This is a genomic window from Propionivibrio sp. (assembly GCF_016790145.1).
Lineage (GTDB): Bacteria > Pseudomonadota > Gammaproteobacteria > Burkholderiales > Rhodocyclaceae > Propionivibrio.
In genome coordinates, this window is the sequence record NZ_JAEUOI010000162.1 from 1 (window position 1) to 6,634 (window position 6,634).

At 53.1% G+C, this 6,634-nt stretch carries 8 protein-coding genes; all 8 read right to left on the reverse strand.

Going from position 1 to position 6,634, the window contains the following annotated elements:
* Nucleotides 1-16 precede the first annotated feature (16 nt).
* On the reverse strand, nt 17-346 hold the full coding sequence (locus JNM42_RS13410; protein ID WP_294270833.1) for a CPBP family intramembrane glutamic endopeptidase: 330 nt from the start codon (nt 344-346) through the stop codon (nt 17-19).
* Nucleotides 347-474: 128 nt separating this feature from the next.
* Nucleotides 475-1,827 (reverse strand): IS1182 family transposase, encoded by a 1,353-nt coding sequence (locus JNM42_RS13415; protein ID WP_294270835.1) that lies wholly within the window; start codon nt 1,825-1,827, stop codon nt 475-477.
* A 538-nt stretch (nt 1,828-2,365) separates the two neighbouring features.
* The gene (locus JNM42_RS13420) at nt 2,366-4,033 is read right to left on the reverse strand and encodes a rhomboid family intramembrane serine protease (RefSeq protein WP_294270838.1); all 1,668 of its coding nucleotides are present in this window, start codon (nt 4,031-4,033) and stop codon (nt 2,366-2,368) included.
* A 220-nt stretch (nt 4,034-4,253) separates the two neighbouring features.
* Complete coding sequence (locus tag JNM42_RS13425; RefSeq protein ID WP_294270841.1) at nt 4,254-4,526, reverse strand: hypothetical protein; 273 nt, start codon at nt 4,524-4,526, stop codon at nt 4,254-4,256.
* A 4-nt stretch (nt 4,527-4,530) separates the two neighbouring features.
* Complete coding sequence (locus JNM42_RS13430; protein WP_294270844.1) at nt 4,531-4,980, reverse strand: excisionase family DNA-binding protein; 450 nt, start codon at nt 4,978-4,980, stop codon at nt 4,531-4,533.
* Between the two features lie 228 nt (nt 4,981-5,208).
* Nucleotides 5,209-5,463 carry a hypothetical protein gene (locus JNM42_RS13435; protein WP_294270847.1) on the reverse strand — a complete coding sequence of 85 codons (255 nt, stop codon included), beginning with the start codon at nt 5,461-5,463 and terminating at the stop codon, nt 5,209-5,211.
* A 97-nt stretch (nt 5,464-5,560) separates the two neighbouring features.
* Entirely contained in the window at nt 5,561-6,025 is a 465-nt protein-coding gene (locus tag JNM42_RS13440) for a type II toxin-antitoxin system YhaV family toxin (RefSeq protein WP_294270849.1), read from the reverse strand.
* Nucleotides 6,026-6,035: 10 nt separating this feature from the next.
* On the reverse strand, nt 6,036-6,386 hold the full coding sequence (locus JNM42_RS13445; protein WP_294270852.1) for a type II toxin-antitoxin system PrlF family antitoxin: 351 nt from the start codon (nt 6,384-6,386) through the stop codon (nt 6,036-6,038).
* Between the last annotated feature and the right edge of the window lie 248 nt (nt 6,387-6,634).

Genomic DNA, 6,634 nt, shown 5'->3' on the forward strand with positions numbered 1-6,634 from the left:
CTAATTCAACTCATCACTATGAAAACGCAACCAAATCGACCAAAACGTGGCCAGCCACAATAGGCCATAAAGTGCCAAAGTAAAAGAACCAAAAGCATGCAACAATATTATAAAAAGCAGCACCAACCACGGCGTGAGGGCCTTGCTCCCAATGAGCAAGAGCAAAAACGAGCGAGGCCAATATCGTGAATGCGATACGTGATGGATGGTCCCGAATATTTCGATAAAGAAGCCAAGGCAAACCAATAAAAAAAATGCTTTCAACGATACCGGCAGTGAATGAAGAATAAAGCCAAGCTACCTTCCCCAACAGTCCGTCAGGAAACACCTTGGTAATGGTAAACATTCCACTAGCAGCCCGTCGGACTTGAGTCCGACCAGCGGTCAAATTTCACGATCCGGGAAAAATTGACGCATTTTTGGTGGAAATCAGGCTGATTTGGCATGGGGTTACAATGCTCCTGTCCTATTTTTTTACTGTGGACGCAATATGGCCATGCGCTTCAAATTCCACGCAAGACAAACCAGCGTCCATTCGTTCTTGACGTTATCCAGACCGCGTAGCAGAAACTGGCGGAAGCCCATCACCGACTTGATGATGCCGAACACGGGCTCGACCGTCTGCTTGCGTAGCGCGTAGGCGGCACGTCCAGTTCGTGTTTTGAGTTTGTGTTTCATGGTCTCGACCGGTGAGGCATCGTCGGCCAGCGGCAGCGGTTCGGTAAAACGGTCGCGCCAGTCCGGGTGGTGCTCTTCGCGTTTGACGGCGATCAGTGGCTCAATCTTCGCGGCAAGGCATACATCCACATTCTTCGCGCTGTAGTAGCCGGTGTCGGCCAGCCAGGTCTCGGGCTGATTGAGCCCTTCGGGATTCGCGCGTATCTTCTCCACCATCGGCTCGACTTGTTCCTTGTCGTTCGTGGCTTGCGTGACGTGCGTAGCGAGGACGAGCATGGATTCGGTGTCGACGACCGCTTGGGCGTTGTAGCACTGCTCAAAGCCGCCGCCGGCCACCTTCATGATCCGCGATTCCTCGTCGGTCAGGTTGATCTGGTCGTTGGCTCGCGGGCCCGACTCGGGGGGCTTCGGCCCCTTGCCGCGGGGCGTCTTGCCGGTCTCTGCCTTGGCCGCACGGGCGGCCAGCTTGGCCTCGTAGTCGGCCTGCTCGCCCGCGAACCGCTCCTTGGCTCGTGCCTCGATCTTGACCTTGGCGGCTGCAATCGCGGCCAGACGATCTTCCCGGCGCGTGATCTCGTCGGGAAGACTGACACCGTCCGGCACGGCCGACTGGTCGGCCTCTGCGGCCAGCGCCAGCAGTTCCTGCACCTCGGCTTTCAGATGAGCCTCGATCTTCTCGCAGTGTCCGTACGACAGCGCGCTGTGCCGACTGGCGTTGGCGTGAATCTTGGTGCCGTCCAGGCTGACCGTGCCAAAGCGCGAGAGTTGGTTCTCGCGGGCCACCTGAAGCACTTGAACAAACGCCGATTCGAATTCCTTGCCAAAGCGCGTCCTGAACGTCGCCAGGGTGTCGTGATCCGGATGCCGGTTGCAGGCGATATACCGGAACGCCAATGAGTCGTAGGTCGCTCGTTCGATCTTGCGGCTGGAGAAGGTGCCGGTGGCGTAACCATAAATCAGCAAGGACAGCAGCGTCGCCGGATGGTAGGCCTCGCTGCCTCTACCGGCATACGCCCGTTCCAGCGCCGACAGATCCAGCCCTTCGACCACATCAACCACGTAGCGCGCCAGGTGCGACTTGGGTAACCACTCCTGCACCGAGGGCGGTAGCAGGTAATCCGTTTCTCGATCTATCGGCTGAAAGGCCATTTCCGTGTCCGTCAAAGCATCGAGGCATGATTATAGCATATCTACAGACAAAGCCCGACAGGCTGCTAGGCTTGCCGAGTAATAGCCAAGTTAGATGGCTCGTCCTTGTGAAGACGATATGCCCCGTTACGAAAACGACCAGTGATTCGAAGATCGGGGACTGCCAGCGAAGGTTCGAGGTATCAAGACCATAGTGCTTCGGGAGTATTGCCGCTTTCTTGGCAATCATCACAAGAAGCATTACAGGCAGAACTATCCATTGAGCGACGTCAACGATCCAGAAGAATGTCGGGCTGGTTCTAACGAGCGCTTCCACATAAAAACCATTAACAAGCCAAATCGCGGTCACAGGAAACAGCGCTAATGCAATTGAAAAACACTGATGCCGACTCAAATGCATAGCGGATTACCTTTAGTCTGGATACCAATTCGAGAATCCATTTGGGATGCTTTTAACGATGCTCTGTGCAGGCGCATGACCCTAAGCGTCCTGCCATATTTTGCAAAACCAGATGTACAACCTTGAATAATTGACTTGTCACTTCTTCTTCGCGGTATTCGCAAATTTCATTGCGCGCTCGCTTATCTTGCCAAATTCCGCATCTATCTTCGCTGCACGTTCTGGGTTGGCCGGTTCGAATTTCTTTGATTGCTCATTGAAAACCGATTCCATTGCCAGAGATTCATACAGCAGTTCAGACATACGCTGTATGTCTCTCAAAAGGGGTTCTCGCGGGTCACTGGGGAGTAACACAACCCGCGACAACTCATTAGCCACGTCGAGAAATACTTGGGCGTGAACCGCTCTGCTCCGTTCATCCGCTTCCCGTTCAGAAATCTTTCCTGCCTTAATGTCTGCTTGCTCTTGCTGAAGTGCTATTACTCCTTGGTCAAAGCGCTTAAATGCTTGGGCAAGAATCTCGTTGCTCGCGAAAACACGTGCTTGATCTATCGCTGCTCGAGGAGCCATTGCAGCCAGACTTAACGTTGCGGCACTCAGGATAACAAGCGCAGCTACTGTGCGTTTGGCAAATGAGCGCTGGAAATATGTCATGTCAAAACGTTCCGGCAGAATAAAGGCCGCCAAACATCCTCCCACTAAACCACCAATGTGTGCCGCGTTATCGATGCCGTTTTTTCCAAGTCCCTGCATAAGTGAATACAGCACAAAAAAACCAATTCCACTCAACGTCTGTTTGCTGAACACTTTCGGCAGTTTATCGCGGTGCTGAAATACAGCCATAAGTAGCGCCCCTGTTACTCCAAAAACTGCACCAGAAGCTCCTACGGAAACCGCCTGTTGTGCCGAAAAATTAAGGCTTAGGGCGCTACCCAACAGGCCCGAGCCAAAATAGATGATCAGAAAGAGACGTGGCCCATAGATGCGTTCCACAATCACACCTGCCGTATAGAGTCCAAGCATGTTCATGGCAACATGGAGGAACCCGCTATGCAGGAAGGTGGCACTGAGCATCCTCCACCATTCGCCCTTCTGAACTTCGGAAGCGGCGTTGCCACCCCAAACAAAAAGTTTGTCCGCAGGCGTATTGAAAATGCTGGCACCCTGAGTAAGTGTTACAAGCCAGATCAAAACATTAATAACGATAATCGCATACGTTACCAACGCATGCGGTTGAAGCGCTTTCAACTTTTCCTGAAACTCTCGCTCTTCCTTCAACTCGTTGCTTATTGCGCTCTGTCCTTCCGGCACATGGCCCGATGCCTTTGCGTGTCTGAGGTTTACTGCGTCGAGAAGCCGCTCCTGATCTTCAACTGAGAAGGGTGACAGCGCGAGCGTTGGTTTGCCGGGGTTGGCCCCGGACAAGAAGCTTCGCTTGTTCAACACACCAGTGGATGCTTTAAGATGAAATGACAGCATTCGTGCGCCCTGGATGGCGTCGAGTGATATTTTCTCAATATCAGCCCAAAGAATACGTTTCATATTTCCTGTCAGGTTCGGTGCCTCAATGGATTCGTCTGTCAGCGTAACTAGGGGTCGGCCGGGTCTGATTTGCTTACGGAAAAGCCACTCCATAAGCAACCCTAACCCGACAAGAAAAACCAATGAAAACACAGGGAAATGCATATTCCCATCGCGACTGAGTTGCATGTAGGTCACTGGAACCATTCCCATTGCAAGACCAGCCCAAATGTAAATCCTGCTCTTCGCTAATGGACTCTTCTTGGAAGCAAAATAGGTTTCCATTCCTGATTTTCCCCTCTCTGGCGCGGTCATTATTTTCTCATTTTAGATATCGATCGATTCTACTGCTTGTGCGCAATATCCTCTGTGGATTTGTTTGATAGCGGTTTCGTTAGTGCCAATGTCCGCACTGGAGAGGATTCGCCAACTTCCACTTGTGGCCGAACCGAAACAGATTGATGATTATCACGATAACATTGTGCTTGGCACAAGCGATACTCAATCACCAATTGGCGTCGGTCTTGGCGAACAGGTGCTCGTGCTGGCGATAGTGCTTGATCAAAGCATCGCCAGCGGCGCGATCCATCAGTTTGCGTACACGCTCCAGAACACTACGGGCGATGCCAGAATCACGCTCGACATTGCGCACCCACTCGTCGTGGATTTCGTTCGTCCAGTGAGCTCGAATCACTCCTCTGGCTGCCAACCACATGAACAAGTCCCGCTGCGCGGCCGGGTAGAGGACGCAGGCGTCGAGAACGACAACCGGTGACATGGCCTCAATAGCCGAGTTGGTGGCTTTGCGAGAGCGCGGCGAGTTCTTTTAGCGCTGATTCGCGCTGGGCATCTCTTGTTCGCTTGTATTTAAGCACGGCAGTTCGGGTGACGCGACGATGACGACCGACTTTGGGCAATTGTGGAATTTGCCCCATCTCGAGCAACTTGACCAGATAAGGCCGCGAAACATTGAGGAGATCAGCCGCCTCCTGAGTAGTCATGGCGTCGTCATCCTCGATGACTCGAACATGTTTGCCGGCGAGGAGCAACTCCGTAGTCTGCTCAATGACACCCGTCAGCAAATCAACCAAGTCCGTCATTTCTTCCGAGGAAGTCTTTCCCGGTGTTGCCCCATGCATGGCGGAGATAACGGCCAGCGCTGATTTTTCGCACGCTCCGCGCAGCAATGGCGAGCGCTTTGCACGCGGCTGTGTTGCAATATTTGGACGCATGGCGAATATCCTTTCGTTTCAGACGTTTCGATTATATACGATTATTCGAAACAACCAAGAACGATTCCATCCTGCCTTAACGGCAGCTTATCAACAGGGAACCGCCACTGAAAAGTGTGGCATTCCTTTGGCTGCACTGTCGGTTAATTGCCGAGCCGATACAGATTGATGATTATCCCGACAACATTGTGCATAGCCCAAGCGATGTCTTCTTCCGTAAGAAACTGCTCACCACTTTTCTTCAACAGTCACACTGCTCTTGACCTTGGGCGGGGAATCGCCAGGGACATAGCTGGCTGGAGAATCGTTTGGCAGGTAGCCAATTGGAATGTCACGCGCACTGTCACGCTTGATGACAATTAGGCCCTCATCGGTCAAGCGGATGTACAGCAGGTCTCCCGAACGCATCGCGGTGCGCTCTACAACGTACTGGGGAAGCCGTGCACCAAGGCTGTCACCCCAATTGCATAATTTATTCGGCATGGCAGTTCTCGATGGCTAGTTGAACAACAAAGGCTATCAAATTGCCAATCTAGGGGTCAGACGAGGTACTGCGACTGAGGTGCTGCCAACCTCCAGGCTATAGGCGACTGCTGGCGTTCAACAGATCGATCATTGACGACGGGACATCTCCCCGTGCCAGCATTCGCTTGAAGACTTCATAGACATCGGTCTTCGAGCCAGCCTTGCGCAGAGTGTCCTGGTCGTTGAACCAGACGTAAACGATTAACCTGACCGGGCTGGAAGCAAAACGGAAGAAAAGACGGTAACGGTCGGGCAACCCCTTCTTCACACGCCGCCAGTTGGTGTACTCCAAGCCGAGAGTCTTGCCGAGTCGGAAATCGGGATGGTCTGGATTGGCCGGAACAAGTTGCGTAATGGCCTTGTACACTGAAGCCAGTAGCCGCGTTTTGGGATGCGCCTTGTAGTCAGTCGGGTCTTGCTGGGCGAGTTTGGTGACTGCCCGCTCAAGCTCATCGAGAGCAGCCTTGAACGGCCTGAAATAGAACAGTTGCCAGTCGGCAGGGTTTGTCACTTTCACCATGACGCGAAGTTCAGTGGGTCGCGTCGTCAGTTTCCACTCCCTCGACCAGCTTTCCGATGCGGGCCAATTGATCGCGGTCGACCGGCTCGATCAGGTCGGGATGCTCAGCCATCTGCTTTTCAAGGAAGCTCAAGAAGCCCAGCATGACCGGGTCGATTTCTTCCTTCTTGAGCCGGCGCGATACTGGGTTATTGGCCGACAGAAGAACCTGACCATTGGCAAGCACGGTAGCCCGTACATCACCGCTGAATTCCGGGTGCGCCTTGAAAAAAGCGGCATCAATGCGGATACCCTTCGAGTTGCCAACGGGCGTGACCTTGCCGCTGTATTGCTCCGATTGCGAACGAGTGGTGGATTCCATGGGGATTCCATAAAGTGGTTACACAAGTGCTTACATTGTACGCGCAGCTTGACTGGATGTACAGCGGATGCCGCACTGGCGTCGGGTTATGCCTCGTAGGAAATCCCCTTGTATGTTCTGATTTTGAATATATATAAAAACAGATTGCGGTCTGTGGAGCTTGTGGGCAAAGGGGCGCGCGGTGGGAAACGCGCAGCGTTTTCCACGGCAAGCGTCCCGGTTCGCCGTAGGCGAATTGTCCACAAATC

Coding starts and splice junctions, on each gene's coding strand:
- JNM42_RS13440 (WP_294270849.1), bottom strand. CDS start 6,025: ATGGTGAAAGTGACAAACCCTGCCGACTGGCAACTGTTCTATTTCAGG.
- JNM42_RS13425 (WP_294270841.1), bottom strand. CDS start 4,526: ATGTCACCGGTTGTCGTTCTCGACGCCTGCGTCCTCTACCCGGCCGCG.
- JNM42_RS13435 (WP_294270847.1), bottom strand. CDS start 5,463: ATGCCGAATAAATTATGCAATTGGGGTGACAGCCTTGGTGCACGGCTT.
- JNM42_RS13445 (WP_294270852.1), bottom strand. CDS start 6,386: ATGGAATCCACCACTCGTTCGCAATCGGAGCAATACAGCGGCAAGGTC.
- JNM42_RS13415 (WP_294270835.1), bottom strand. CDS start 1,827: ATGGCCTTTCAGCCGATAGATCGAGAAACGGATTACCTGCTACCGCCC.
- JNM42_RS13420 (WP_294270838.1), bottom strand. CDS start 4,033: ATGGAAACCTATTTTGCTTCCAAGAAGAGTCCATTAGCGAAGAGCAGG.
- JNM42_RS13430 (WP_294270844.1), bottom strand. CDS start 4,980: ATGCGTCCAAATATTGCAACACAGCCGCGTGCAAAGCGCTCGCCATTG.
- JNM42_RS13410 (WP_294270833.1), bottom strand. CDS start 346: ATGTTTACCATTACCAAGGTGTTTCCTGACGGACTGTTGGGGAAGGTA.